Source organism: Paraburkholderia sp. BR14320 (genome assembly GCF_040948665.1).
Taxonomy (GTDB): Bacteria; Pseudomonadota; Gammaproteobacteria; order Burkholderiales; family Burkholderiaceae; genus Paraburkholderia; species Paraburkholderia youngii.
This window is the reverse complement of the sequence record NZ_JBFPKG010000004.1, coordinates 65,077-88,850: the sequence shown is the minus strand read 5'-3', so window position 1 is coordinate 88,850 and position 23,774 is coordinate 65,077. Positions and strand designations below refer to the sequence as shown.

At 64.7% G+C, this 23,774-nt stretch carries 21 protein-coding genes; 12 read left to right on the top strand and 9 right to left on the bottom strand.

The annotated features are described in order from the left end of the window. Nucleotides 1–51 precede the first annotated feature (51 nt). Complete coding sequence (locus AB3X89_RS05900; protein ID WP_368582303.1) at nucleotides 52–933, bottom strand: LysR family transcriptional regulator; 882 nt, start codon at nucleotides 931–933, stop codon at nucleotides 52–54. 120 nt (nucleotides 934–1,053) lie between these two features. On the opposite strand from AB3X89_RS05900, the gene AB3X89_RS05895 reads away from it, so the two are divergent. Then, nucleotides 1,054–1,806 (top strand): TerC family protein, encoded by a 753-nt coding sequence (locus tag AB3X89_RS05895; RefSeq protein ID WP_368582302.1) that lies wholly within the window; start codon nucleotides 1,054–1,056, stop codon nucleotides 1,804–1,806. 58 nt (nucleotides 1,807–1,864) lie between these two features. Here AB3X89_RS05895 and AB3X89_RS05890 read toward each other — a convergent pair whose 3' ends face one another. The 4 genes from AB3X89_RS05890 to AB3X89_RS05875 are packed head-to-tail and all read right to left on the bottom strand — an operon-like array spanning nucleotide 1,865 to nucleotide 6,533. Further along, entirely contained in the window at nucleotides 1,865–2,497 is a 633-nt protein-coding gene (locus tag AB3X89_RS05890; RefSeq protein WP_368582301.1) for a DUF2894 domain-containing protein, read from the bottom strand. Beyond that, complete coding sequence (locus AB3X89_RS05885; RefSeq protein ID WP_368582300.1) at nucleotides 2,490–3,143, bottom strand: OmpA family protein; 654 nt, start codon at nucleotides 3,141–3,143, stop codon at nucleotides 2,490–2,492. The genes AB3X89_RS05890 and AB3X89_RS05885 overlap by 8 nt, the downstream gene beginning before the upstream one ends. Continuing rightward, nucleotides 3,140–5,758: a DUF802 domain-containing protein gene (locus tag AB3X89_RS05880; protein WP_368582299.1), complete on the bottom strand. Its 2,619-nt coding sequence runs from the start codon at nucleotides 5,756–5,758 to the stop codon at nucleotides 3,140–3,142. The genes AB3X89_RS05885 and AB3X89_RS05880 overlap by 4 nt, the downstream gene beginning before the upstream one ends. 10 nt (nucleotides 5,759–5,768) lie before the next feature. Next, nucleotides 5,769–6,533: a DUF3348 domain-containing protein gene (locus AB3X89_RS05875; protein ID WP_368582298.1), complete on the bottom strand. Its 765-nt coding sequence runs from the start codon at nucleotides 6,531–6,533 to the stop codon at nucleotides 5,769–5,771. Between the two features lie 252 nt (nucleotides 6,534–6,785). Here AB3X89_RS05875 and AB3X89_RS05870 point away from each other — a divergent pair, with 252 nt between their 5' ends. The 4 genes from AB3X89_RS05870 (at nucleotide 6,786) to AB3X89_RS05855 (ending at nucleotide 12,207) form a co-directional block, all read left to right on the top strand. After that, entirely contained in the window at nucleotides 6,786–8,018 is a 1,233-nt protein-coding gene (locus AB3X89_RS05870) for an NAD(P)/FAD-dependent oxidoreductase (RefSeq protein WP_368582297.1), read from the top strand. 432 nt (nucleotides 8,019–8,450) lie between these two features. Continuing rightward, nucleotides 8,451–10,697 carry a TonB-dependent receptor gene (locus AB3X89_RS05865; protein WP_368582296.1) on the top strand — a complete coding sequence of 749 codons (2,247 nt, stop codon included), beginning with the start codon at nucleotides 8,451–8,453 and terminating at the stop codon, nucleotides 10,695–10,697. Between the two features lie 11 nt (nucleotides 10,698–10,708). Then, the gene (locus tag AB3X89_RS05860; RefSeq protein ID WP_368582481.1) at nucleotides 10,709–11,527 is read left to right on the top strand and encodes a tetratricopeptide repeat protein; all 819 of its coding nucleotides are present in this window, start codon (nucleotides 10,709–10,711) and stop codon (nucleotides 11,525–11,527) included. After that, nucleotides 11,524–12,207, top strand: coding sequence for a Fe2+-dependent dioxygenase (locus tag AB3X89_RS05855; protein ID WP_368582295.1), 684 nt, complete (start codon nucleotides 11,524–11,526; stop codon nucleotides 12,205–12,207). The genes AB3X89_RS05860 and AB3X89_RS05855 overlap by 4 nt, the downstream gene beginning before the upstream one ends. A 90-nt stretch (nucleotides 12,208–12,297) precedes the next feature. Here the strand turns inward: AB3X89_RS05855 and mctP are convergent, their stop codons facing one another. Beyond that, the gene (gene mctP, locus AB3X89_RS05850; RefSeq protein WP_368582294.1) at nucleotides 12,298–13,779 is read right to left on the bottom strand and encodes a monocarboxylate uptake permease MctP; all 1,482 of its coding nucleotides are present in this window, start codon (nucleotides 13,777–13,779) and stop codon (nucleotides 12,298–12,300) included. Beyond that, on the bottom strand, nucleotides 13,776–13,973 hold the full coding sequence (locus AB3X89_RS05845; RefSeq protein WP_018434172.1) for a DUF3311 domain-containing protein: 198 nt from the start codon (nucleotides 13,971–13,973) through the stop codon (nucleotides 13,776–13,778). The genes mctP and AB3X89_RS05845 overlap by 4 nt, the downstream gene beginning before the upstream one ends. Before the next feature lie 205 nt (nucleotides 13,974–14,178). On the opposite strand from AB3X89_RS05845, the gene AB3X89_RS05840 reads away from it, so the two are divergent. From AB3X89_RS05840 to AB3X89_RS05810, 7 genes are all read left to right on the top strand, one after another. Continuing rightward, entirely contained in the window at nucleotides 14,179–15,594 is a 1,416-nt protein-coding gene (locus AB3X89_RS05840) for a cache domain-containing protein (RefSeq protein ID WP_368582293.1), read from the top strand. Continuing rightward, a complete protein-coding gene (locus AB3X89_RS05835; protein ID WP_368582292.1) occupies nucleotides 15,591–16,244 on the top strand; it encodes a response regulator in 654 nt (217 codons plus the stop codon). Before AB3X89_RS05840 ends, AB3X89_RS05835 begins: the two co-directional genes overlap by 4 nt. 50 nt (nucleotides 16,245–16,294) lie before the next feature. After that, nucleotides 16,295–16,837, top strand: a complete 543-nt coding sequence (locus AB3X89_RS05830) for a hypothetical protein (RefSeq protein WP_368582291.1) — start codon at nucleotides 16,295–16,297, stop codon at nucleotides 16,835–16,837. A 144-nt stretch (nucleotides 16,838–16,981) separates the two neighbouring features. Further along, entirely contained in the window at nucleotides 16,982–18,952 is a 1,971-nt protein-coding gene (locus AB3X89_RS05825; RefSeq protein ID WP_368582290.1) for an arylsulfatase, read from the top strand. A gap of 7 nt (nucleotides 18,953–18,959) precedes the next feature. Next, the gene (locus tag AB3X89_RS05820) at nucleotides 18,960–20,051 is read left to right on the top strand and encodes a formylglycine-generating enzyme family protein (protein WP_368582289.1); all 1,092 of its coding nucleotides are present in this window, start codon (nucleotides 18,960–18,962) and stop codon (nucleotides 20,049–20,051) included. Continuing rightward, the gene (locus tag AB3X89_RS05815) at nucleotides 20,048–20,842 is read left to right on the top strand and encodes a MetQ/NlpA family lipoprotein (RefSeq protein ID WP_368582288.1); all 795 of its coding nucleotides are present in this window, start codon (nucleotides 20,048–20,050) and stop codon (nucleotides 20,840–20,842) included. Before AB3X89_RS05820 ends, AB3X89_RS05815 begins: the two co-directional genes overlap by 4 nt. A gap of 56 nt (nucleotides 20,843–20,898) precedes the next feature. After that, entirely contained in the window at nucleotides 20,899–21,789 is an 891-nt protein-coding gene (locus AB3X89_RS05810; RefSeq protein ID WP_368582287.1) for a hypothetical protein, read from the top strand. A gap of 34 nt (nucleotides 21,790–21,823) precedes the next feature. Here AB3X89_RS05810 and cls read toward each other — a convergent pair whose 3' ends face one another. Together cls and AB3X89_RS05800 are read right to left on the bottom strand one after the other, a co-directional pair. Continuing rightward, entirely contained in the window at nucleotides 21,824–23,098 is a 1,275-nt protein-coding gene (cls, locus tag AB3X89_RS05805; protein ID WP_368582286.1) for a cardiolipin synthase, read from the bottom strand. 151 nt (nucleotides 23,099–23,249) lie between these two features. Beyond that, on the bottom strand, nucleotides 23,250–23,756 hold the full coding sequence (locus AB3X89_RS05800) for a hypothetical protein (protein WP_368582285.1): 507 nt from the start codon (nucleotides 23,754–23,756) through the stop codon (nucleotides 23,250–23,252). Nucleotides 23,757–23,774 lie beyond the last annotated feature (18 nt).

Genomic DNA, 23,774 nt, shown 5'->3' with positions numbered 1-23,774 from the left:
GCGGCGCGGGCGCGGGCGTGGCGCGTGGCGCGTGGCGATAGTGCGACGCCCTCACGACTGCGCCGCCGCGATCACCCGCGACGCGATCGCATGATGCTGGCCGCGTCGCGAGCGGATCGCGTGAATCTCCTCGATCACGCCGTCCGCGGGGCCGAGCCAGCGCAAGCCCCGCAACAACGTGAGATCGTCGGCGCCGAGCTCCGCCAGCGGAAACACGCCGAGCCCGCGCGCCGCGAACACCGCCATCAACGCGCTGTCCTCGAATTCGCCGACGACGCGCGGCCTGATTCCCTGCGCCTCGAACCAGCGGTCGAGCCGCGCGCGCAGTGCGCCGTGGCGGGTAGGCAACAGCACGGGCAGGTCCGCGAGACAGTGCGGAAAGCCGTCGCGCGCCGACTTGCGCACGATCTGCGCGGGCCCGTACCAGTCGACCGGCGAGCCCGCGACGCGCTGGCTCAGCACGCGCAGGTCCGCGCCGTGCGGCGCCGGCTGACAGGCGAGCACCAGGTCGAGCCGATGCAGCGCGAGCTCCGACAACAGTTGTGCGGGCTCTCCCTCGTGACACAGCAGCCTTAGCGATGGCGTGGCCAGCACCGGCGCAAGCAACGCATGCGCGGAGAGCTTCGAAATCCCATCCGACAAACCGACCGCGAGCCGCACCGAGTCCGCGCCGCTCGTCTCGCGCATTTCGTCGAGCAACGCCTCGCCCAGTTGAAAGATCTGCTCCGCGCGATTGAACGCCTGCTCGCCTGCCTCGGTCATCGCGACGCCACGCCCGGCCGGCTTCAACAGCTGGCGTCCGAGCGCTTTCTCGAGCTCGCGAACCTGCGCGCTGATCGTCTGCACGGCCATGTCGAGTCTGGCGGCCGCGCGCGCGAAGCCGCCTTCCTTCACGACGATCCAGAAGTAGTACAGGTGACGATAGTTGAGCATGCGGATCCGACACTTCGAGAAAACCGAAATGTCGTTCAGGTTATCACTGGTTCATTCGAACCGAGAACAGGCCGATGATGGCGGTTCCGCCGCTCGCGGCGCACTCCCTTGCCCCACATCATGGACTCCCTGTTCGCACTCGTTGCCGATCCCGCCGCCTGGGCCGCGCTAGTCACGCTGATCGTGATGGAAATCGTACTCGGCATCGATAACCTGATCTTTATTTCGATCCTCAGCAACCGCTTGCCGGAAGCGCAACGCGCACGCGCGCAGCGCACCGGGCTGCTGCTCGCGTTGGTGATGCGGCTGATTCTGCTCAGCACCGTCGCGTGGATCGCGAAGCTGACCGCGGTCGCGTTCACGCTTTTCGATCATGGCTTTTCGTGGCGCGATCTGATCCTCGTCGCTGGCGGCCTGTTCCTCGTGTGGAAAGCGACCACCGAAATCCGTCAGCACATGATTCCCGATGACGAGGTCACCGCGAAATCCAGCTCGGCCGTGCAGCTGACGATGGCCGCCGCGATCGGTCAGATCATCCTGCTCGACATCGTGTTTTCGGTCGACAGCATCATCACCGCGGTCGGCATGACCGAGCACCTGCCGATCATGTTCGTCGCGGTGATCGTATCGATCATGGTGATGCTGTTCGCGGCGCAACCGCTCGCGCGTTTCATCAATCGCAATCCGACCATCGTGATGCTGGCGCTGAGCTTCCTGCTCGTGATCGGCATGACGCTGATCGCCGATGGTTTCGGCTCGCACGTGCCGAAGGCCTATATCTACGCGGCGATGGCGTTCTCCGCGTTCGTGGAGGGGATGAACATGCTCGCGCGGCGCGCGAAGACGAAACGGCTGGCAAGCAACGAGGAGTAATGCCGTGATGAAATGCCCGGCGGCTTGGCGCAAGCAGCTTCCAGCCGCCGTTGGCGCGTCAGCGCGCCTTCCTGCGAGCGCCCTTGCCGGTCGTCGCGGCGCGCGGCGCTTCCTTCTCGACCGGCGCGGCGCCGCTCATCTGCTCGAGCCACGACAGCGTATCGACATACGACAGAAACTGCTTCAGATACCCCGGCGACAGCTCGCGCATCAACGACAGCGCGCGATGCACGAGGCTGCTCGAATTGAGCGGCCCCGCGTTGCCGGGCACCTGCGCGAGCGACTGGCGCAGTTGCTTTTCGGTGCGGACTTTCGACCAGACTTCGCGGAAGTAGTCGAGCACGGGGAGTTCGGGATAGGCGGCGGCGTGCGGAGCGTCGGCCCGCGCGTGGTGGCGGGCGAGCTGTTCGATCAGCGCCGCGAGCGTGGCGTCGCTGGCCGTGTCGGCTTCAATGGGAGTGGCTTGCAACGCGCTCTCGGCCGCGGCTGCACGCTCGACCTCGGCCGTATATTCGGCCAGTAATGCCGCCAACCGTTGCTCGATCACCCGTCGCGTCTCGCCGCTGTGCCGCGCCGCGCGCCGCGCAAGCGCTTCGAGCAGATGAAAGCGCAGCGGATCGAGCCGATCCGCACCGCTCGCGCGCCATGCATCGAGCGTCGCGCGAGCCGCGTCGATTGCGTCCTCAAGCACCGGACTTCTCCGCTGCCGCCGCGCTCGACGGCCGCGGCACCGGCGCGATTTCGACGCGGCGGTTTTTCGCGCGGCCGGATTCGTCGGCATTCGAACTGACCGGCTGCTCGGAGCCGAACGCCGCCGCAAACACCGATGACGCCGGCAAGCCCTCGTCGATCAGCGCGCGCGTGACCGTCAACGCGCGCTGCGCCGACAGCTCCCAGTTATCGGCGAAGCGTCGATTGCCTTCGCGCAGGCGTTGATCGTCGGTGAAGCCGCTGACCATCAGGATCTGATCGCTCGCGCGCAGATACGCGGACAGCGGACCGGCGAGGCTCTTCAGCAGCGCGCGGCCCTCGGGCTGCAGCTGCGCGGAGTTCAGCGCGAACAGCACATTGCCGCTAATGCCGATGCGGCCATTGACGAGCGTCACGCGCCCCGCCGCGAGCGGTCCCGCGAGCGCCTGCTCGAGCGTCTTGCGGCGCTGGGTTTCGGCCTGGCGCTGCTTGACCTCCTGCTCGAGCTTGTTCGATAGCACGAGCTGCATGCCGATCACGCTCACCAGAATCAGCACGAACGCGCCGACCAGCACCGACATCAGATCGCCGAACGAGGCCCAGACCGGCGCGGCCGTTTCCACGCCGCCGTCGATGTCCTCGCTCATACCGCGTCGGCTCCGGCGGTCGCGCGCTGCGCGGCCAGCAACTGCAGGTCTTCGACGATCTGCTTCTGCGACATTACGCTGAGGTCGACCACGTCACGCGCCTGCGCGACGTAGTAGGCGAGCTGTTCGTCGCTACGGGCAAGCGATTTGTCGAGCGCCGCTTCGATGCGTTCGAGATGCGCGACCAGCTTGTCGTTCGCTTCGCCGAACATGCCGACGGCCGCGCCGAATGCTTCGCCGAGGCTCGCGACTTCCACCGCGCTGCCGGTGACCTGCGCGGCGACCGTGCCGAGCTTGCCGGTCTCGTGTTCGAGGTGCTCGGTGAAGCGATTGCCGACGCGTTCGAGCAGATCCGCCGACGTGGAGACCAAGGCATCGACGGCGGTGCGCTGCTCGGTCGACGCGTGATTGACCGCGTCGAGCAGCGTTTCCAGCGTGGCGAGCAGACGGCTGCGCTCTTCCAGCATCGCGGTGTCGCGGACCATGCTGTCGGAGAGCTTCTGGCGCAGCTCCGCGACGACTTCGGCGGCGGCCTTCGGCGCTTCCGATGCCGCCTGCACGAGGCGCTCGATCTCGGCGATCGTCGCGCTGGCATGCGATTGTGTCTGCGCGGAGATATCGCGTGCGGTTTGCGCGAGCGCGTCGCAGATCTGCTGCTGACGGGTCGCCGTTTGCGAACCCGTTTGCTGCCATTGTTCGCTGAGCTTTGCGGTCATCGCACCGAGCGCTTCGGTCCACGCGGCGAAGCGCTGTTCGTCGCGCGCGGCGAGTTCGGCTTGCAGGTTTGCTGCCGCCTTCGGTACTTCAGCCGCTGCTTGCACCAGTCGATCGATTTCGGCGATCGTCGCGCTGGCATGCGTTTGCGCTTGCGCAGAAATTTCCCGTGCCGTCTGTGCAAGCGCGTCGCAGATCTGCTGTTGATTGCTTGCGGCTTGCGCACCCGTCTGCTGCCATTGTTCGCTGAGCTTTGCAGTCATCGCACCGAGCGCTTCGGTCCATGCGGTGAAGCGCTGTTCGTCGCGCGCGGCGAGTCCGGCTTGCAGGTTTGCTGCCGCCTTCGGTGCTTCAGCCGCTGCTTGCACCAGTCGATCGATTTCGGCGATCGTCGCGCTGGCATGCGATTGTGTCTGCGCAGAAATTTCGCGCGCCGTCTGTGCAAGCGCGTCGCAGATTTGCTGCTGATGGCTGGCGGCTTGCGCACCCGTCTGCTGCCATTGCTCGCCAAGCTTCGCGCCCATCGCGTCGAGCGCCTCCGCCCATGCGCCCAAACGCTGCTCGTCGCGCGCGGTCAGTTCCGTCTGCAAGTTCGCATGCGAGCTACCGACAGCACTCAGCAACGCCGCGGCATGCTGTTCGAACGTCGCGGCGGCGCGCGCCAACGCCTGTTCGTTGTTGGCGGCGAGCTTGTCGCCCGCGCTTTGCTGCTTTGCCAACGCGTCGCCCCACGCCTGCGACATGCCGCTGGCCGTCGCTTCGAGCCGCGCGGACACGCCGTCGAGCAACGCGGCCGAGCGCTGTTCGAACGCTTCGGCAACGCGTTCGACAGAAGCGCGCTGTTGCGCGGCCAACTCGTCGCTCGCCTGTCGATGTCCGGCTAGCGCGCTGCCGCAAATCTCGGCGACGTTCGCGCTGGTCGCCGCGAAGCCGCTCGACATGCCGTCGAGCTGACGCTGCACGGCCTGGGTCACCGCTTCGTGCAACGCGGCGGTCTCGCGCGACAGGCCGGCCATCGTCGCTTCGACGACCGGCTGCAGGGCTCTGCCCGCGGCCTGCGCGCTGCCGGCCACGCTATCCTTCAGCGACTGTTCGATCACACCGGCCAGACGCAGATAAGCAGCTTCGGTGCGGCCGTAAAACGCGTCGAGGCTCGCGATTTGCCGCTCGTTCGACGCGGCGCTCTGTTGTTCGAGCGCGCTCATCATCGTCTGCAGACGTTCGACCAGCAGCGGCGTCGCTTCGGCCTGGCGTTGCAGCAGCCGGAAGCTTTCGTCGCGCTGATGGCTCTGCGAGTACACGTGCAAAGTCGTCGCGATCTTCACGTCGAGCTGTTGCGCCGCTTCGAGCCGCTCGCGGCGACACAGCGCCGACAACAGCCCGAGCATCGCCGACGTCGCGACACCCGCGATCGACGTGCCGAACGCGAAGCTCAGCCCCTTGACCGGCGCGGCCAGCGATGCGCGGATCGCCTGCAGGTCGCTCGCGCTCTCCAGCGCGAGGCCGGTGCCGCGCAGCGTCATCACCATGCCGAGCAACGTGCCGAGCATGCCGAGCAACACCAGCAGGCCGACCAGATACGGCGTCAACGCGGGTCCCGGCAACGCGACGCGCTCGCCTTCGACGCGCAGCCGCACGCTATTGCGCAGACTCGGATGGATGGGTTCGAGAAACGCGCCAAGGCTCGGCGGTGGTCCGGACAGCGCGGAGAGCGCGCCCGTCAGCGTGGTAGTCGCCTGACTATAGCGGCGCAATTCGAGCGCGCCCAGCACATAGAACCCGCCGATCAGCAGCGTGACGGCGAACGCGAGCGGATTGGAGACGGCGTAACCAACGGCGATCCAGCACGCCGCGGCGAGCCCCGCGAGAAATACGACGAGATCGATACGATATCTGGACATGGGGTCCCAGTTAGCAGGCGCGAAGAGCCGCGAGCAGCCCTTCGACCGGTTGAAAACGAACATCCAGCTCGGCCAGCAAAACGCTTTGCATGTCCTTGCGGAAGGCGTCGAGCCATGCGTCGGACGCGAGCGGCGCGGCAGCGTTGCTGGCGTCGGTCGCTTCCGCCTCCGCGACCCTCCGGGCCTCCCCCTCTTTCAAGCGCTCGAAGTGCCCGCCGAGCAGGCCGGGCACCGCGCCGAGCAAAGTCCGCTCGCGCTCGCCGAGCGCACGCTCCATCACCGCATCGACGACCGCGAGCCGCGCGAGCGCCGGCGCTTGCGTCGCCAGCAGCGCGCGCAGCCGGCCGCGTAACGTGCCGATCGCCGTTTCCATCGACTGCTGAAGCGCGAGGTAGCGCTGCCGGAACACCGCGTAGTCGGCCTGCGTGTCGACGGCCACGCGCGGCGCCGACATCCGGGCGGACAAAGGTGGCGAGCTGCGCCGCCGGGAGCCCGCGAGCACGCTATCGCTGGCGATTGCGCTCACCAGCGAGCGGCGCACACGCGTGCACTCTTCCTCTTCCACGCGGCCGAACGCGCGCGCGCCGCCAGCGACGGCCGGCGGCTTGCCGTCGAGCGCCGATGACAACGCGATAGCGTCGGTCCAGCCGAGCCACTGGCTCAGCCGATCCGCCAGCGATTGGCGCGATTCGGCGACGTCGGCCTCGGCGAGACGGGCCAGTAAGCGAACGAGCGCGGGCCCGCTGAGGGCGCTGCGCTGAGGGGCTTGCAACATACCACCGGACGCAAAAAAGTCAGCAGTTTACACGCTGAGGCCAACGAGTCCGAAGTCGCTCGCTCGATCGTGCGTCGAAAGACACGGTTTTGCCCGATCGAACCTGGCATTCGCGCATTTTCCCGAGCGCGGTTTTTTGCCAATAGCGAAGCAAGCCTATCCCTGTATAAGATGAAAGCTGGCGCCTCGCCTCGCACCGAACACTGCGGAGCGTCGACAACACACAGAACACACGCAAGGCGGACAGGGAGCATGAAATTCGATACCGTGGTGCTCGGCGCCGGCATTGTCGGGGTATGCGTCGCCGTGCATCTGCAGAAGCGCGGGCGCGCGGTTGCACTGATCGATCGTAAGCAGCCGGGCAACGAGACGTCGTTCGGCAATGCCGGCCTGATCCAGCGCGAAGGCGTCTATCCGTACGCGTTTCCGCGCGGGCTCGGCACGCTGCTGCGCTACGCGCGCAACCAGTCGCCCGACGTGCGCTATCACGCCGACGCGATGCTCCAGGTTGCACCGTTCCTATGGCGCTACTGGCGCAACTCACATCCGGCGACGCACGCGGAAATCGCGAAGTCGTACGCGACATTGATCGAACATTGCGTCAGCGAACATCGCGCGCTCGCCGCTGACGCTGGTGCGAGCGCGCTGCTGCGGCCCATCGGCTGGATCAAGGTGTTTCGCAACACCGCCGCGCGCGATGCCGAAATCACGCTTGCCGAACGGTGGCATCGCGAATACGGCGTCGAGTTCGAAACGCTCGACGCCCCGCGCCTGCAACAGCTCGAACCCGATCTCGACAAGCGCCTGCAAGGCGGGCTGCGCTATCCGCAATCCGATTCGGTCAGCGATCCGAATGCGCTCGTCACCGCGTACGCGCGGTACTTCGAAGCGCTCGGCGGACGGTTCTTCATCGGCGATGCCGATACGCTGCGCGAAGGCTGGCAGGTCGAAACGCGGGACGGGCCGATCTCGGCCGCGTCGGCGGTGATCGCGCTCGGGCCGTGGTCGGATCGCGCGAGCACGCGGCTCGGGTATCGGCTGCCGCTCGCGGTCAAGCGTGGCTATCACATGCACTACGCAGCGCGTCGGACCGCACACCTCAACCATCCGATTCTCGACGTCGACCACGGCTATGTGCTCGCACCGATGGCGCGCGGCATCCGATTGACCACGGGCGTCGAAATCGCGCGCCCCGAAGCGGCCAAGACGCCAGTGCAGCTCGATGCGGCCGAGCCCATCGCGCGAACGCTGTTTCCGCTCGGCGAACGTCTGGACCCGGAACCGTGGATGGGACGGCGCCCGTGCACGCCGGACATGATGCCGATCATCGGCCCCGCGACGAAACATCAGGGGCTGTGGTTCGCGTTCGGCCATGCGCATCATGGTCTGACGCTCGGGCCGGTGACGGGGCGGCTGATCGCCGAGATGATGACCGGCGAGCAGACGCTGGTCGATCCGCGGCCGTTTCGGGTCGAGCGGTTTTAGCCCGGATGGTCAGAGAGCGGCTCGAGCGAGCGCCTGACCTTGTTACTTCCATGAAGGAAACGACGGACAAGAGTGCCCGCAACGGGCCTCTTGAACGACCGGTTTTTGCCCTCTTCCGCAACTGGGCAAGGACAGCGGTTCTCAAAACCCCCTCCTCGCCATGCCCCGGGAGCCATCCTTTCACAGCCAGGCTTTGCGCGATATAGCCGACAACTATCCGACTTCATCGCTCAATTACCCTCGATTTCACCCTCAACCTCGCGTTCACCGCACTCTTCCCCAGCCAGCTCCCGCCAAAATATCTATTGAGAACGCTTCTCAATTACGCGGCAATTGAATACAATCCGCTCGAAATCACTTTGTAATAAACATGGAATGCCCGGGTAAGGAAACTGACCCCGCCCTGGCTTCCCGAACTCGACGGGGATAAACATGAAGTTGCGGTCCGACGATCCGAAGCTCGGCAAAATCAGCACGACACTATGCGGCGTACTGGCCGCCGGCCCCGCCCTTGCGCAGGGCACCACGGCCGGCGCGCCGCCCGAGCGCGAGGGCCAGCTCGCGCCGATTTCCGTGCAAGGCGAATCGGACGATGGCTTCAAGACCGATCACTCCGCATCGGTCAAATTCACTGCACCGCTCGTCGATACGCCGAAGTCGGTCACGGTGATTCCCGAGGAGCTGATTCGCAGCACCGGCGCGTCGACGCTGACCGAAGCGCTGCGCACTGTGCCCGGCATCACGTTCGGCGCCGGCGAAGGCGGCAACCCGCTCGGCGACCGGCCGTTCATTCGCGGCTACGACGCGCAGGGCAGCACGTTCGTCGACGGCATGCGCGATATCGGCGCGACCACACGCGAAGTGTTCAACATCGAAAGCATCGAAGTGACGAAGGGTTCGGACGGCACGTTCGGCGGCCGCGGCGGCGCGGGCGGAAGCATCAACCTGATCACGAAGACGCCGCATCTGGGCACGACCGCCGACGGCAGCGTCGGCCTCGGCACCGACCGCTATCGCCGCTTTACCGCCGACGGCAACTGGCAGATGGCCGACCACGCGGCGTTCCGCCTGAACGTGATGAGCCACAACAACGACGTGGCCGGCCGCGACGCGGTCAACAACGAGCGCTGGGGCATCGCGCCGTCGTTCACGTACGGTCTGGGCACGCCGACCCGCGTGACGGCGAGCTACTACCATCTCACCACCGACGATCTGCCCGACAGCGGCATTCCGTACTTCTACACGACGACCAACAAGCCGGCGAACGTCAGCACGATCTTCCCGGCGCCGGTGGACCGCCACAACTTTTACGGCCTGATCGACCGCGATTTTCGCAAGACGAGTTCGGATATCGGCACCGTGCGTATCGAACACGACATCAACGGCGACCTGACGATCCGCAATACGACGCGATACACGAAGTCGACCCAGGACTACATCTGGACCCAGCCCGACGACAGCCAGGGCAACGTGGTCAACGGCAAGGTGTGGCGCCGCGCGAACACGCGCGCGAGCAACGTGTACAGCCTCGCGAACCAGACCGAACTGTTCGGCGAGTTCAAGACGGGCTTCCTTAAGCACAGCTTCACGACCGGCATCGAGTTGTCGCGCGAAACCAGCGTCAACGATTCGTACACGGTGGCGGCCGCGACCGGCGCGATCTGCGCCACCAATGGCATTGGCGCGGCGTCGGGCTATAACTGCACGAGTCTCTGGACGCCGAATCCGAACGATCCGTGGGCCGGATCGATCAGGCAAACCAACGACCCGAGCGAGCAGCGCACGACCACCAAATCGATCTACGCGTTCGATACGATCGAATTGACGAAGCGCTGGCAGGCCAACGTCGGCCTGCGCGTCGACGATTACTCGACCGATCTGCGCACTACCGTCGCCAACGGCGCGGCGCGTGTGTCGCGCGACGACACGCTGTTCAACTACCAGTTCGGCCTCGTGTTCAAGCCGGCATCGAACGGCAGCATCTATGCGTCGATCTCCACGTCGTCGACGCCGGCTGGCGCACTGCTCGGCCAGGGCAGCGAAACGCAGTCGCTGATTCCATCCCGCGGCGTTGGTCCGAACGCGGCGCTGTTGTCGCCGGAAAAGAACCGCAGCGTCGAAGTAGGCAGCAAGTGGAACGTGCTCGACAACAAGCTGTCGCTGACCGGCGCGCTGTTCCAGATCTACACGACCAATGCGCGCGTCACGCTGCCGGACAACACCTACGCGATGGCCGGCAACAAGCGCGTGCAGGGGTTCGACTTCGGCGTGGCGGGTCAGTTGACCAACAAGTGGCAGGTGTTCGGCGGCTACACGTATCTGAAGAGCGAGTTGCGCAACAACGGCAAGACCACGTCGGATAACGGCCATCAGTTCCCGAACACGCCGAAGAACAGCATCAGCCTGTGGACCAACTACGACGTGCTGCCGAAGTTCACGATCGGCGGCGGCGCGTTCTATATGTCGCAGGTGTATGGCGATACCGCGAATCTGCGGGCGGTGCCGTCGTACTGGCGCTTCGACGGCATGGCCTCGTATCGCGTGAACAAGCACGTCGATCTGCAGCTGAACGTGCAGAACATTTTCAACCGCACGTATTACGACCAGGCGTACGCGTCGCACTACGCGTCGATCGCGCCGGGACGCTCCGCGTTCCTGACGCTCAACGCGCACTACTGATGCCGCGCGCGCTGAACCAGGTCTCGGTGCAGGCGCTCGCGAGCGTGTCGCGCGATGAATTCACCGCGATCCTCGCGGGGCCACCCGAGCGTGCCGCCGCGTGGGTCGCGGCGGCCGCGCGCAACGGCATCGTCGAGGCGCAGGCGGTGTACGGGCAGTACCTGCTCGACGGTCACGGCGTCGAGCGCGACGTCGACGAAGCGTTCGTCTGGTTCCGGCACGCGGCGCGGCGCGATCATCCGATGGCGATGAACATGCTTGGCCGCTGCTACGAACATGGCTGGGGTACGGCCGCGTGCGCGCCGGTCGCCGTGTACTGGTATCGGCTCGCGGCGCAAGCCGGGCTCGATTGGGGCATGTACAACTACGCGTCGGCGTTGGCGCTCGGTCATGGCATCGAATGCGATCGCGCGCAGGCATTGCAGTGGTTCTTGCGTGCGGCTGAACTCGGGCACGCGAAGTCGCTGAACTTCGTCGGCAGCTTTTACGAGGATGGCTGGACCGTCGATGCCGATGCGGATATCGCGCTTGACTACTATCGACGCGCGGCAGACGGTGGCGATTTTCGCGGGCAGTTCAATTACGCGCGGCTGCTCGCCGAGCGTGGCGAAATCGCCGAAGCATTGCAATGGTTGCAACGTGTGCCGCACACCGCGACCGGCGCGTTCGTCGCGAAGATGCGCACATGGCTGGCCGCTTCTTCCGTAAGCGCGTTTCGCGCACTCGAACGCAGCCTTGGCGCAAACGCCAATACGAATGCGAATGCAAGCCCCAACATGAACACGCAAATCAGCGCCACGCCAAATCTGGCGCAGGAGCCGCGCACATGATGCTGCATTTACCCGCCGTACTCAGCAAACAGCAGATCGCGCAATGCCGCGAAATGCTGGACGCGGCGCAATGGATCGACGGCAATGCAACCTCCGGCCAGCAATCGGCGCAAGCCAAGCGCAACCAGCAGCTGGCCGAAGGCTCGCCCGCCGCGCGCGCGATCGGCGATGCGATTCAGGACGCGCTCGGCCGCAACGCGCGCTTCTTTTCCGCCGCATTACCGCTGAAAGTCTTCCCGCCGCTTTTCAATCGCTATACCGGCGGCGACGGTTTCGGCACGCACGTCGACAATGCGATCCGCCAGCTGCGCGGCACGGACTTCCGCATCCGCAGCGACCTGTCGGCGACGCTGTTCCTCGCCGAGCCCGACACCTACGACGGCGGCGAGCTTTGCATCGAGGACACCTACGGCGTGCATCGCGCGAAACTGCCGGCCGGCGACATGGTGCTCTACCCCGCGTCGAGCCTGCATCACGTGAACCCGGTCACGCGCGGCGTGCGCGTCGCGTCGTTCTTCTGGATTCAGAGCATGGTGCGCGACGACGGCCAGCGCGCGACGCTGTTCCAACTCGACAACGACGTGCAAACGCTCGCGGCCGAACGAGGCTCGAACGACGCGACCGTCGTGAGCCTCACCGGCATCTATCACAATCTGCTGCGTCGCTGGGCCGACGCCTGATCCGCGCCCAGCCACGAACCTTCGATGCAATAAAAAACGCCGCGGGCCAACAGCCCCGCGGCGTTTTTCATCGAGCCGGACAAACGTCGATCAGGCCGTCACGGCAGCCCGGCGCGGCGACAGTGCCGACACCAGGAAACTCACGACGATGTTCGCGACCAGCGCGATCAGGCCGATATACAGCGGGTAGTTCTCGTGGCCGAAATGCAGGCCATACACCGGCTTGAGCCCTTGCGAAATCGCGAGGCCCGTGCCGAGCACGATACCGACGAGCCAGCCGAGGAACAGACCCGGCGTGTTCAGACGGCGCGTGTACAGCGAGAACACGATGGCCGGGAAAATCTGCAGAATCCACACACCGCCGAGCAGTTGCAGATCGATCGCGTACTGCGTCGGCAGGAACACGATGAACAGCAGCGCGCCGAACTTGACGACCAGCGAGACGATCTTCGCATTGGCCGCTTCCGCTTGAGGCGACAGATTCGGCGACACCAGCGGACGCCACAGATTACGCGTGAACAGATTCGCTGCGCCGATCGACATGATCGCGGCCGGCACCAGCGCGCTGATCGCAATCGCGGCGGCCGCGAAACCGACGAACCACGACGGGAACAGCGTACCGAACAGCGTCGGCACCACATCGCTTGCCGACTTCACATTCACGCCCGCGGCGATCGCCATATAGCCGAGCAGCGCGATCAGGCCGAGCAGCACCGTGTAGGCCGGCAGGAAGATCGCGTTCTTGCGAACCGTCTTTGCCGACGACGACGACAGCACCGCCGTCATCGTATGCGGATACATGAACGCGGCGAGCGCCGAGCCGAGCGCGAGCGATGCGAATGCGGTGTACTGGTTCGGCTTCAGCAGGATGCCGGTCGCGCCGCCCTTCGCCTGGAAGTGCGCATCGGCCAGTTCGAACACGTGCCCATAGCCGCCGAGCTTCACCGGAATCAGCCATACCGCCGCGATCACGACGATATAGATCATGATGTCCTTGACGAAGGCGATCATCGCCGGCGCGCGCAGGCCGCTCGCATACGTATAGAGCGCGAGGATCACGAACGCGACGATCAACGGCAATTCGCCGGTGACGCCGAGACCCTTGATCACGACCTGCATGCCGACCAGTTGCAGCGCGATATACGGCATCGTCGCGACGATGCCGGTCAGCGCGATGGCTGCCGGGAACCACTTGCCGCCGTATTCACCGTGCACGTAGTCGGCCGCGGTGATGTGGTTCTTCGCGTGCGCAACCCTCCACAGCTTCGGCATCACCGCGAACACGAACGGATAAACGATGATCGTGTACGGCAGCGCGAAGAAGCCATACGCGCCCACCGAATAGACGAGCGCGGGCACTGCGATCACCGTATAAGCGGTATAGAAATCGCCGCCGACGAGGAACCAGGAAATGATCGTGCCGAACTGCCGGCCGCCGAGGCCCCACTCGTGCAACTGCGTCAGATCGCCACGCTTCCAGCGCGCCGCGAAAAAGCCGATCACCGTGACGAGCACGAAGAACGCGATGAAGACCGTCATCGCAACCGGGTTCACAGGATTCAGATCGCTCATTTGAGACCTCGATACACGATGTAAATCAGCAGCGAGGTCAACGGCACCCACAGAAACTGATACCAGTAGAAGAAAGGAAAGCCCGCGAGCGACGGATGCGTGTCGTTATAGAACGGCAGCCACAGCAGCGCGATATAGGGGATCAGCAAAATGAGCCAGAGCCATGAACGGCCGGCCGGCGGGGAGGTCTCCACGAACGTCTCCTTGAGTATTATCGACAGCACGCGCGATGGCTCGTGCGGGGAAATCGGGAACGCCGCACACTCGCCCGCCAGGCCTGGCGCAGCGCGGTACGCGACGGGCATGTAGTATTCGCCTTCGCGCGTTTCCTTACAAGCGCGCAACTACGTAAGCCGTCTACGTAATAATACGTAGCCCGTTGACTGGCTTTTTTCAACGATGAAACTCAAAGCAAAGATTGTGCTGCTGGCGATCGTGCCCTTTCTGGCGGCGATCGCCAGCATCGAGACCGGCGTGCGCCGCGAAGCGACGGCGCTCGCGGAGCGGCAGCACGCGACTACCCAGGCCGCCTACATGGCCAGCAAGGAGGTCGAGCTCAAGCACTACGTCGAGCTCGCGACCACCGCGATCGCGCCGCTCTACGAAGCCGGCGGCGAGAACGCGCGCGACGACGCGCTGCTGCGCACGCGCGCGCTCGCGGTGCTCGAGAAGATGAATTTCGGCGAGGACGGCTATTTCTTCGTGTACGACCTGCACGGCCGCACGCTGATGCATCCGCGCGAGCCGGATCTGGTGGGCCGGGATCTGTGGTCGTTGCGCGATAGCCACGGCGCGCCGACGATCCAGCAGCTACTCGCCGCGGCCGCGCGCGGCGGCGGCTACGTGCGCTATCTGTGGCATCGGCCGTCGACCGGCAAGGAGGAGTCGAAACTCGGCTACGTGGTGCCGCTCGAACGCTGGGGCTGGATGCTCGGCACCGGCATCTATCTCGACGACGTCGACACCGCGCTCGCGCATATCGACGCCGAGGCTGCGGCCAATATCGCTCGCACGATGAAGTGGATCGACGCGATCGCGGTGGCAGGCCTCGCGGTGATTGCGCTGTGCGCACTCGTGCTGAATGTGACCGAATATCGCAGCGCCGACGCGAAGCTGAAGCGGCTCGCGCAGCAGGTCGTCGAGTCGCAGGAAAACGAGCGTGCACGGCTGTCGCGCGAACTGCACGACGGCATCAGCCAGATGATGGTATCCGTGAAGCTGCTGCTCGAATCGGCGCTCGCACGGCTCGAACGCGGCGACGCGCGCGTGCCCGCCGCCGAGGCCGCATTGTCCACCGGACTCACGCGGCTCGGCGATACGCTGCGCGAAGTCCGGCGCATTTCTCATGCGTTGCGTCCGTCGATGCTCGACGATCTCGGCGTCGCCGCCGCGCTCGAACAATTGACGCGCGAACTCGGCGACGAGTCCGGCATCGCGATCGGCTTCACGCAGATCGCGCACACGCATGCGGCCACGCTGCCCGATACGGTCAACACCGTGCTGTTTCGTATCGCTCAGGAAGCGCTGACGAACATCGTGCGGCACGCGCAGGCGTCGAGCGCGGCGCTTGCGCTCGAAGTGTCGCGCGACGCGGTCACGCTGACGATCTCCGACAACGGCCGCGGCTTCGACGTGGCCGACGCATTCGTCGGCGGACTCGAGGGCATCGGTCTGCGCAACATGCGCGAACGGCTCGAAGCGCTCGGCGGCACACTGTCGCTGAACTCGCAGCCGGGACACACCGTCGTTACCGCGCGCGTGCCGCTGCCAACGACGCACGCCACGGTGCCGCCCCTGCAGGAACTCTCATCATGAACGACACGACCTCTCCTTCCATCGCGCGTCTGCTGCTCGTCGACGATCATCCGCTCGTGCGCGACGGTCTGCGCGCACGTCTCGAAGCAGTGCGCCACTTCGAAGTGGTCGGAGAAGCGGGCGACGCGCAGGCAGCGCTCGCGCTGGCCGAACGCCAGGCGCCGCATCTGGCGCTGATGGATGTCGGCATGAAAAGCGGTATGAACGGCATTGCGCTGGCAGGCCTTTTTCACGAGCGCTTTCCGGCGATTCGCGTACTGATGCTGTCGATGCACGACAACCTCGAATACGTAACTCAGGCAGTGCGAGCGGGCGCGAGCGGCTACGTGCTGAAGGATTCGCCGGCGCTCGAGATTATTCAGGCAATTGGCGCGGTACTCGACGGCAAGACATTCTTCAGCGCAGAGATCAGTGCCCGACTGATCCAGGCGTCGGCAAAGCAATCGCCGGTCGAACGTTTGACGCCGCGCGAGCGCGACATTCTCGATGCGCTTGCCGAGGGGCTGTCGAGCAAGCAGATCGCGCAGCGCAACGATCTGTCGGTGCGAACCGTGGAGACGCATCGGCTGAATCTGAAGCGCAAGCTCGATATCGAAGGACAGGCCGAGTTGATCAAGTTCGCGGTCGAGAATCGGCGCAACAAGCGTTGAGGTTCGCGGGCGCGCGATAATGGGCGGTCCACACCCGGAGCCACCACAGCATGAAACGCGTGTTCGAACTGAGTCTCGCCAGCCTGATGCTATGCGTGGCCGCGGCTCGCGTTTATGGCGAACCGGCGCGGGTCAATCGTGGCCACGATCCATTTCTGCAGATCTCCAAAGCTGTCGCCGATTGCCCGACGCCGCTCGGCCCATTCGAAACCGAAAAGGAATGGCTCGACGATAGCCATTACAGAATCGAACGCGGCAATAGCTGCTGGATCGAAGGCCGTTGCCGTTTGCCGAACGCGTATCTGTACGATGCGGAAATCGCCGACAGCGTGCAACGGCGTCTAGCGAATCTGAACGCCGCGACGCACTGGCGCGAGCAATCGACGCTATGGCTCACGCTGCAACGCCGCTTCATCTACGTCGAAGGCTGCGTCGCGCCGGGTTTCGACAAGAAGACCTTCCTCATCGAACTCGCCAAAACGGCGGATGTCGAGCGCGTGATCGACAACACGATCACCGATCCTCACGCCACGCGGTTGCCGTACCGCACGCAGGCGGACCCGGACAAGCCCGTGCTCAATCCTGGCAATTAGCGCGGCAACTGGCGATGTTTTCGCCCTTTGGCATCAACTGTCTGCTATATCGGCAGACGTCGATAGCAACGCAGAAATCGTTCGTTTGGCCTTTATAGCGTCATTGCTAACATCGGCGGCCCTCCCCTACGGTCCGCAATAACAATGACAACACCTCGATTTCGCCGTACCCGCTATCGCCCTTCATTGCGTCTCGGCATGATCGGCGCCGCCGTCGCGAGCCTCGTCACGCTCGCCTCGTGCGGCGAAGACAACCTGCCGGCCGCGTCCGCCGCGTCGAATGCCACGCCGGTCGTCGCGCAGAAGCGGCCAAACATCCTGTACATCATGGCCGATGACCTCGGCTACTCCGACATTCACGCGTTCGGCGGCGAAATCAACACACCCAATCTCGATGCGCTGGTGCAAAGCGGCCGCATCCTGACGAATCACCACACGGGCACCGTCTGCGCGATCACGCGTTCGATGCTGATCTCGGGCACCGATCACCATCTGGTCGGCGAAGGCACGATGGGCGCGCCGACCGACGAGCGCAAAGGACTGCCGGGATACGAAGGCTATCTGAACGATCGCGCGCTATCGGTTGCGCAGTTGCTGAAGGACGGCGGCTATCACACGTACATGGCCGGCAAGTGGCACATCGGCTCGGGCATCGTCGGCAGCGCGACGGGCAGCGGGCAGACGCCGGACCAATGGGGCTTCGAGCACAGCTACGCGCTGCTCGGCGGCGCCGCGTCCAATCACTTCGCGCACGAACCGGCCGGCTCGAAGAACTACACCGAAGACGGCAAGTACGTGCAGCCGGGCCAGCCCGGACAACCGGGCGGCGCGGGCGGCAGCCCAGCCGTGTTCTACTCGACCGACTTCTACACGCAGCGCCTGATCTCCTATATCGATTCGAACAAGGGCGACGGCAAGCCGTTCTTCGCGTACGCGGCCTATACGTCGCCGCACTGGCCGCTGCAGGTGCCCGATCCTTATCTGCACAACTACGTCGGCAAATACGATGCTGGCTATGACGCGATCCGCGATGCGCGTATCGCCCGGCAGAAAGCGCTCGGCATCATTCCGCAGGACTTCGTGCCGTATGGCGGCGCCACGGAGACGCTGGCCGCGAGCCCGGCCACCGCAAACAACGGCACCACGAACGCGAAATACGTGAGCGCCGTGAACAGCGCCGTGCAGGGCTACACCGATTACGGCCCCGGCTATGTGAACAAGAAGTGGGACAGCCTGTCGCCGGCCGAGAAGAAAGCGCAGGCACGCTATATGGAAATCTACGCTGGCATGGTCGAGAACCTCGATCACAACATCGGCGTCTTGATCCAGCATCTGAAGGACATCGGCGAATACGACAACACGTTCATCGTGTTCCAGTCGGATAACGGCGCCGAGGGCTGGCCGATCGATTCCGGCGCGGACCCGACCGCCACCGACACCGCGAACGGGGCCGATCCGACCTACTCGCAACTCGGCACCGACAACGGCAAGCAGAACGCGCAACGTCTGCAATACGGCTTGCGTTGGGCCGAAGTCAGCGCGACGCCGTTCCGCTTGACCAAGGGTTATTCGGGCGAAGGCGGCGTGTCGACACCGTTGATCGTGCATCTGCCGGGCCAGACTTCGCAAAAGCCGACGCTGCGGGATTTCACGCACGTGACGGACAACACCGCGACGTTCCTTGCAGTCGCGCAGATCGTGCCGCCGACCACGCCCGCTCCCGCGCTGATCAATACGCTGACTGGCGTCGATCAGAACAAGGGCAAGGTGGTCTACAACAACCGCTATGTGTATCCGATCACCGGAAAATCGCTGCTGCCGCAGCTCGAAGATCGGAGCACCGCGCCCGTGCATAGCGCGTCGTTCGGCGACGAGGCCTACGGCCGCGGTTATCTGCGCAGCGCCGACGGCCGCTGGAAAGCCCTGTGGACCGAACCGCCGCTCGGCCCCGTCGACGGTCACTGGCAGCTGTACGACATGAGCGCCGATCGTGGCGAAACGCAGGACGTGTCGGCGCAGAATCCGTCGATCATCGATGGTCTCGTGCAGCAGTGGAACGACTACATGACGAGCGTCGGCGGCGTCGAGCCGTTGCGTCCGCGCGGCTACTACTGAGCAGACGATGGCGTTTTCATTCAAGCTCAAACGCGGCGTGGCGCTGTATGGCGCATACGCCGCGATCGCGGCGGCCGCATTCGCCGCCGCGTTTGCCGCGCCTTCCATCGGTGCGGCGAGCGCGGCGGTATTCGGCGGCGGCTCGCCGAGCGCCTTCGACAGCCTGAACCGTTCGCGCCCGCTCGCCGCGCTCGGTTCCGAGCAGCAATGCGAGCGCTACTCGGGCCTGCCCGCACGCTGGCGCGACGACCCGCAAGCCGGCATGGTGCATCTGCATGGTGGCGAGTTCGTTCTCGGCAGCAAGCTCGGTTACGAAGACGAGCGCCCGGCCGGCGACGGCAAGACGCACGTGGCCGGTTTCTGGATCGACCAGACCGACGTCACGAATGCGCAGTACGACGCGTTCGTGCGCGCGACCGGGTATGTCAGCGAGGCGGAGCGCCAGGGCGGTGCGGTCGTTTTTCACACGCCGACGCGCGAGGAAATGAACGCGCGCGATCTCGCCTGGTGGAGTTGGGTCAAAGGGGCCGCGTGGAATCATCCGAGCGGCCCCGGCAGCAATCTCGACGGCCGCATGAATCAACCGGTGACGATGGTCACGCAGGCCGATGCGCTCGCGTACGCACACTGGCTCGGCCGCGATCTGCCGACCGAAGCCGAATGGGAATACGCGGGCAAAGCCGGCCACGAAGGCGCGGATCTCGACACCGCGCCGCGCGACGCGCACGGCAAGCCGAGCGCGAACTACTGGCAAGGCGTGTTTCCGGTGCTCAATACCAGCAAGGATGGTCATGCCGGCCTGTCACCGGTCGGCTGCTATGCGGCGAACGACTTCAGGCTTTACGACATGATCGGCAATGCGTGGGAATGGACCAAGGACGTGTACAGCGGTCCGCACCAGTCGCATACGAACGGCGATACCGCGGCCGTGGCGCCACTCAGTCGGCGGCACGATACGCCGATGGTCATCAAGGGCGGCTCGTTCCTGTGCTCGCGCGACTATTGCGTCAGGTATCGCGCGGCGTCGCGCGAGCAGCAGGAAGCCGATTTGCCGGCTTCGCATATCGGCTTTCGCACGGTGTCGAGGGATCAGTCATGAAGCGATACGCGATTGCCGCGCTTGCGCTCGCGGTGTGGACTGCCTCGCTGCCCGAACCCGCGCACGCCGCCGCGCAGACCATCAAAGTCGGCGTAAGTTCGGGCGCACAAGCGGAGATCATGAACGAAGTGCGCCGCGTCGCCGCGACCAAGGGTCTGGCGCTCGACGTCGTGGTGTTCGATCAGCCGTCGCGGATCGACGCGGCGCTCGTCGCGAAACAGATCGACGTCGCGAGCTTCGAAGACGAACCCGCGCTCGACGCGCAGCGCAAACTGCATGGCTACGCGCTGACGAGCGTGGCCACGACCGTCACGTTTCCGGTCGCGCTCTACTCGCGCAAGCTGACGAACCTCGTGCAATTGCAGCGCGGCGCGACGATCGCGATTCCCGACGATCCCGCCGGCACCGCACGCGCGCTGATCCTTCTGCAAAACGAAACGCTGCTGACGTTCCGCGACAGCGCGGGCCTGCACGCGACGCTCGCCGACATCACGAGCAACCGCCTCCACCTGAAGATTCGCCAGGTGCCGCGCGCGCGCCTGTACGACTCGTTGAACAGCGTCGCGTTCGCCGTGATCGACAGCGACACAGCGGCGCGCTCCGGTCTTCTCCCCGCTCGCGACGGCCTCAGTCTCGAAGACGCGCGCTCGCCGTATGCAAACGTGCTGACCGTGCGCGACAGCGATCGCCAGAACCCATGGGTCGCGCAACTGGTCGCCGCCTATCATTCGAACGAGGTCGCGCATTTCATCCTCACGCGTTATCAGGACTCGGTGCGGCGGCCGTGGTGAACACGTTTTCGTTTTCCTGTTCCGCGTGCGGTCGATGCTGCAACAGTCCACCGTCGATGACGCTTGCGGAGTTGTTTCGCCATCCCGACCGGTTTATCGGCTGTATTGCGATTGGACGCGTGGCGCGCAGGCGGCCCGGCGAACGGCTGCGTGTCAGCCGGCATGAAGCCGTGCTCGACGAAGCCGACTGCGCGGCGTTCGAAGCGCTCGCCGATACGCTGCTGTATCGCGCGGGGGACACCTTCAGCATCGTCGCGCAGGGCTTCGACTATCCGTCGCTCGCGCGCTGCCCTGCTCTGGCGGACGACGGACGCTGCGCGATTCATCTGCAAGGCAAGCCGCTGACCTGCGAAGTGGTGCCGCTCGACCCGCTCGTGCCGGACAGCCTGCAACATCTGGTGCTGGCCGAACGCGGCGCCAGCGCGATCTATGTCGGCAGCGCATGCATCCAGGAAGGCAAACGCGACGATGCGGCGTTGCTGGTCGACGCGGGCCGCATTGCCGATCCGCAAGCTGAAGATGCGCTCGCGCGGCGGCGCCGCGCGCTCGCACAGGAGCGCGCAATCTGGACGCAAGCCGTATTCGACGCATTGCGGGCCGACCTGTTCGATTCACCCGCCGCGCTCGCACGCATCCCCGCGGGCGGCTTTCTAACGCTCTCGCTCGTGCCGGCACTGCTGAGCGTCGCGGCGGCATCGTCGCGCTGCCGCGAGCTGTGCATCGACTATATCGACAGCCAGTTGGCGTTGATCGAAGGCAGCATCGCGCAAGCGCTCACACGACGCCGGCTCGACGATCGTCCGGTCACGCAGCAGTTGCGCGGCTTTGCCAACGCGTATCGACACGCGAAAGCGCGCCTCGTCGATGCGGCCGCCACGGAGCAATACAATGGCACGCAGGCTTTGCGCCCCGACGTCGAAGCGTATCTGAGCGGCGCCGTTCACTGATCCGTCGGCGCGTCGACACTTTCTATTCCGCTATTCAAAGCTGTGTGTCCAGCAGCCGTACGAACTTTTCGACGACCTTCTCGGTAAACGAACGCTGTGTCCAGGCTTCGAATGTGATGCGCTTCGATTTTGCGATGTCGTCGTTGAACGCGGCGGTCTGCTGTCTCGCGAAAGCGCGGTCATAGATATTCAGGTTTGCTTCATCGTTCAGCTTGAACGAGCGGTTATCGAAGTTCGTCGAGCCGACCGACACCAGGTACTCGTCGACCACCAGCAACTTGCAATGGAACATGGTCGGCTGGTACTCGTAGATCTCGACGCCCGCTTTCAACAGATCGCCCCAGCACGCCCGCGACGCTTCGCGCACCGTGTGCGTATCGATGCGTTTACCCGGCGTGACGATCTGTACTTTGACGCCGCGTTTCGCGGCTTCGACGATCGCGTTGATGGTCAGCTTGTCGGGCACGAAGTACGCGCTCGCAAGCTGCAAACTGCGCGTGGCGGCAGTGATGGCCATCAGATACATCAGCTGCATGTCGTCGCTGCCGCCCGACGGCGAACTGCTGAACATATGCGCAAAACCCTCGCCCGCTCCTTTCGGCTCGGCGTCGATGTGCGGGAAATACCTCGCACCGTGCAAGACGTTGCCGGTCGCCTTGATCCAGTTATCCATGAACACGGCCTGCATATGGGCGACCGCCGGACCGGTCAAGCGGAAATGCGTATCGCGCCAATGCTTTTCGTCCTGCGCATGGCCAGTCCACTCCGGTGCAATGCCGACCCCGCCCGTAAAACCGATCCGGCCGTCGATCACCAATAGTTTCCGGTGCGTACGATCGTTCATGCGACCGAGTCCGGTCCAATGCGGCTTGTGAAACTTGACCACTTCGGCGCCGGCCTCGCGCAGCAGTTGCAGATAGCGCCGATCCATCTTCGAAGAACCGACCCAGTCGAGCAGTACATGCACGGCGATGCCTGCACGCGCCTTATCGGCAAGCGCGCGCGCAATCTGCTCGCCGATCTCGCCGGACCAGTAAATGAACGTTTCAAATGTGATGGTTTCGCGCGCCGACCGAATGCCTTCGAGCATCGACGGAAAGATCTGGTCGCCATTGAGCAGCATCTCGAAGCGATTACCCGGCACCACAGGCGGACCGAGCAATAGGCCCATCGAGCGCAGGAATTGCGGATCGTCGCTCTTATAGAGCCGCTCGATCTTGTGTTCTATTTTCTTTTCGCCGCTCGACAGATTGGCGATCACGAGAACGATCACCAGCGTGACGAACGCGGTAATAGCAATGGTCAGCATGCGTGGCCTCGATGGCAGGCGGCGGGACACGGCATGCGCATCCCTCGTCCGACGGGAAAGTGCCGGACTCCTGCCCGGCTTTCACGATCCTCGCGTCATGCACGGCGCGTGCCCGCAGCGGGACCGCGCCTTGCTTTCCGCCTCCAACGCTTTATCTGACCAAAGCAAATGCCTCACGACTGGCTATTTCGCCCGCGCCGAATACGCCGATGACGGTATAGTCCGAAGCCACGCATTCGAACGTCGATGCCTGAAACGTAATGACGAAATGCCGCCGCGCCGGTGCCTCGGCAGCAATGGTGATTGGCTCCGTCGCCACGGCGGCAATTTCCGCGCACAACGACGAATTGACGATTTCATGCGCCGCGTAGCCAGCTAGACCTTGCGCCGCGAGCGGATGAATGGCTAGATCGTCATCGCCCGGCGGCCCGAGACGATGAAACACGGTGTCGGCGAACAACACCGCGCAAAAAGGATCGTCGTCGGGATCGAATGGCCCGAACCGTTCAAAGTCCGACTCCGCGATCGGATAAGTGACGATCACACGGCGATCGCTGGCGACGATGAATGGTTCGGCGGCATCGGCTGCCGGATGAGGAACGGAGTCCAGCAGGAAGACCTGATCTTCCTGCTGGGATGCATCGAACGTGCTAACCATCTACTTCACGGCTCCGCG

What these genes read in the sequence shown, in the direction of transcription:
- AB3X89_RS05900 (WP_368582303.1), bottom strand. Translation starts at nt 933, where the DNA reads ATGCTCAACTATCGTCACCTGTACTACTTCTGGATCGTCGTGAAGGAA.
- AB3X89_RS05895 (WP_368582302.1), top strand. Translation starts at nt 1,054, where the DNA reads ATGGACTCCCTGTTCGCACTCGTTGCCGATCCCGCCGCCTGGGCCGCG.
- AB3X89_RS05885 (WP_368582300.1), bottom strand. Translation starts at nt 3,143, where the DNA reads ATGAGCGAGGACATCGACGGCGGCGTGGAAACGGCCGCGCCGGTCTGG.
- AB3X89_RS05880 (WP_368582299.1), bottom strand. Translation starts at nt 5,758, where the DNA reads ATGTCCAGATATCGTATCGATCTCGTCGTATTTCTCGCGGGGCTCGCC.
- AB3X89_RS05875 (WP_368582298.1), bottom strand. Translation starts at nt 6,533, where the DNA reads ATGTTGCAAGCCCCTCAGCGCAGCGCCCTCAGCGGGCCCGCGCTCGTT.
- AB3X89_RS05870 (WP_368582297.1), top strand. Translation starts at nt 6,786, where the DNA reads ATGAAATTCGATACCGTGGTGCTCGGCGCCGGCATTGTCGGGGTATGC.
- AB3X89_RS05865 (WP_368582296.1), top strand. Translation starts at nt 8,451, where the DNA reads ATGAAGTTGCGGTCCGACGATCCGAAGCTCGGCAAAATCAGCACGACA.
- AB3X89_RS05855 (WP_368582295.1), top strand. Translation starts at nt 11,524, where the DNA reads ATGATGCTGCATTTACCCGCCGTACTCAGCAAACAGCAGATCGCGCAA.
- mctP (WP_368582294.1), bottom strand. Translation starts at nt 13,779, where the DNA reads ATGAGCGATCTGAATCCTGTGAACCCGGTTGCGATGACGGTCTTCATC.
- AB3X89_RS05840 (WP_368582293.1), top strand. Translation starts at nt 14,179, where the DNA reads ATGAAACTCAAAGCAAAGATTGTGCTGCTGGCGATCGTGCCCTTTCTG.
- AB3X89_RS05835 (WP_368582292.1), top strand. Translation starts at nt 15,591, where the DNA reads ATGAACGACACGACCTCTCCTTCCATCGCGCGTCTGCTGCTCGTCGAC.
- AB3X89_RS05830 (WP_368582291.1), top strand. Translation starts at nt 16,295, where the DNA reads ATGAAACGCGTGTTCGAACTGAGTCTCGCCAGCCTGATGCTATGCGTG.
- AB3X89_RS05825 (WP_368582290.1), top strand. Translation starts at nt 16,982, where the DNA reads ATGACAACACCTCGATTTCGCCGTACCCGCTATCGCCCTTCATTGCGT.
- AB3X89_RS05820 (WP_368582289.1), top strand. Translation starts at nt 18,960, where the DNA reads ATGGCGTTTTCATTCAAGCTCAAACGCGGCGTGGCGCTGTATGGCGCA.
- AB3X89_RS05815 (WP_368582288.1), top strand. Translation starts at nt 20,048, where the DNA reads ATGAAGCGATACGCGATTGCCGCGCTTGCGCTCGCGGTGTGGACTGCC.
- AB3X89_RS05810 (WP_368582287.1), top strand. Translation starts at nt 20,899, where the DNA reads ATGACGCTTGCGGAGTTGTTTCGCCATCCCGACCGGTTTATCGGCTGT.
- cls (WP_368582286.1), bottom strand. Translation starts at nt 23,098, where the DNA reads ATGCTGACCATTGCTATTACCGCGTTCGTCACGCTGGTGATCGTTCTC.
- AB3X89_RS05800 (WP_368582285.1), bottom strand. Translation starts at nt 23,756, where the DNA reads ATGGTTAGCACGTTCGATGCATCCCAGCAGGAAGATCAGGTCTTCCTG.